The organism is Priestia sp. P5_B4 (assembly GCF_056400385.1).
Genome location: NZ_JBFULJ010000709.1, coordinates 1 through 1,973 on the forward strand (window position 1 = coordinate 1; position 1,973 = coordinate 1,973).

A 1,973-nucleotide genomic window follows, 5' to 3' on the forward strand; every position below is an offset into this window, starting at 1 on the left:
CAATTAACATCCTTTCATGTGAAAATAAATGATAGCTGCATTATACACGGCAGTTTATCTATGTAGATAATCAAACACCTGCTTGTTTATATCTAATTCTCTATAAGTATGCAAAGCGGTTATCGTGTATGATAGAGATGGACGAGGAAAAAATATGAAGCATGAATTTATCATAAGGTGCGTTTTGTAAGTAAGTGGACAGAAGGAGAAAGTGAACGGAGGTTAAACAGTAGTGAGTGAACAAAATCAACGACTTTTTGAATATATTTTAGAAAATTCAGCCTCTATCAGTGAAGAATGGCTGCGCCAAAGAAGTAATATTAAAGGATCGATTTACTCAAAGGACGCAGATGCTTCAGTTGAGAAAAAGCTGCGTGAGCAGCATCTTTATACGATTGAAACAATTGCGAGCGGCTTTCTTGACGATCAAAAGATTTTTAAACAACGTATGGTGAAATGGACGACGGAAGTAGTAAACAGCAGAATTAAATTTGATACGCCGATTTACGAGGTAGTAGAAGCGCTAAGCAAAACAAGAAAAATTATTTGGACGTATGTCAAAACATATAGTCTGATACATTCATCTATTACAAAAGAAGATATACTGTCTTGGAGCGAAGTTTATCATACAACCTTTGATAAACTCCTTAATGAATTCTCCGAACAGTATTATAAAATCACAAGGCAAAAAATAAGTCTTCAGCAAGAGCTAATCGACGAAACGAGTTTTCCTGTCATTCCAATTGTAGATCACATCGCGGTCTTGCCTTTAGTAGGGCTTATTGATGAAATCAAAGGTGATTCTATTATCGAGGTTGTTCCAAAAAAGTGTGCAGAAAAACATATAAGGCATCTAGTCATTGACTTATCGGGTGTAAATTATGTAGATACGTATGTTGCTCACAAATTTTTTGATTTGATTAACATTTTGCAGCTGCTAGGCATCCATGCGATTATGTCAGGAGTGAGTCCTGACATGGCTCAGACGGCTGTTAATGTAGGAATTAGTTTTAATAAAATTGAAACGTTTGGACATTTAAAACAAGCTCTCTCTTCGCTTGGTGTAAAGAAAAAAGAAGAATAAAGTATAGAAATGCTAAATCGAAACGGAACTGAGACCTTTACTCTGAGTTCCGTTTCTTTTTGTTTGTCTATATTCTGCTGCATTCAAAATCTTGTAAGCATGCCTTACAAACTCCTTTTCACATGGGGACAAATGGAAGATACTAAGGAACAAATAAACGGCGGTTTTCTATGCCAAACGTCTCGTTTAGCTCAAGAATGGAGGTGTAAAGAGAAGAATAAGAGAAGTACATAATGAGATAGTTAAAGTGTTAGATAAGTACTGATAAGCCGTGTGATTAAGGAGGAGTTCTATGAAAATAATTTATCTTCTTTGCTTGCTTCCATTTGTAGGAATATTAGGTTTATTGCCTTTTGTTAACAAAGTAACGCCGTTTATTTTAGGGATGCCTTTTTTTCTCTTTTGGATTGTTATGTGGGTAATCCTTACGTCTTTTATTATGGGCATTGTGTACAAGCTCGATCCTGCTGTTAAAGGAGGAGATAAATAATGAATACTGCTCTGATTATTATTTTTGGTTTTTTACTTTTAGCTATTTATCTTGGAATTCGAGCTACGCGGGGCAAAAAAATGGATTTAGAACAGTGGAGCGTAGGCGGCAGAGGTTTTGGAACTGTTTTTGTCTTCTTTTTGATGGCGGGTGAAATCTATACTACTTTTACGTTTCTAGGAGGAAGCGCTTGGGCATATGGAAAAGGAGGGCCAGCGTTTTATATTTTAGCCTATATTTCTTTAGCTTACGTGTTAGGGTATTGGATTGGCCCGCAAATATGGCGATATGCGAAGCAACATAAGCTTATGTCTCAGCCAGATTTTTTTGTTTCAAAATACAACAGCCCGTTTCTCGGCATCGTTGTTTCATGCGCAGGGGTGCTGGCAATTGTTCCTT

2 protein-coding genes and 1 pseudogene are annotated in these 1,973 nt (G+C 36.6%); all 3 read left to right on the forward strand.

Annotated elements, in window-relative coordinates:
- Positions 1 to 232: 232 nt before the first annotated feature.
- Complete coding sequence (locus AC1DRF_RS24995; protein ID WP_043982424.1) at positions 233 to 1,084, forward strand: STAS domain-containing protein; 852 nt, start codon at positions 233 to 235, stop codon at positions 1,082 to 1,084.
- 292 nt (positions 1,085 to 1,376) lie between these two features.
- Positions 1,377 to 1,574 (forward strand): DUF3311 domain-containing protein, encoded by a 198-nt coding sequence (locus tag AC1DRF_RS25000; protein WP_013083119.1) that lies wholly within the window; start codon positions 1,377 to 1,379, stop codon positions 1,572 to 1,574.
- Positions 1,574 to 1,973, forward strand: a pseudogene (locus AC1DRF_RS25005) (sodium:solute symporter family protein); the annotation flags it as partial. The gene AC1DRF_RS25000 and the pseudogene AC1DRF_RS25005, both read left to right, overlap by 1 nt.

What these genes read in the sequence shown, in the direction of transcription:
- AC1DRF_RS25000 (WP_013083119.1), top strand. Translation starts at nt 1,377, where the DNA reads ATGAAAATAATTTATCTTCTTTGCTTGCTTCCATTTGTAGGAATATTA.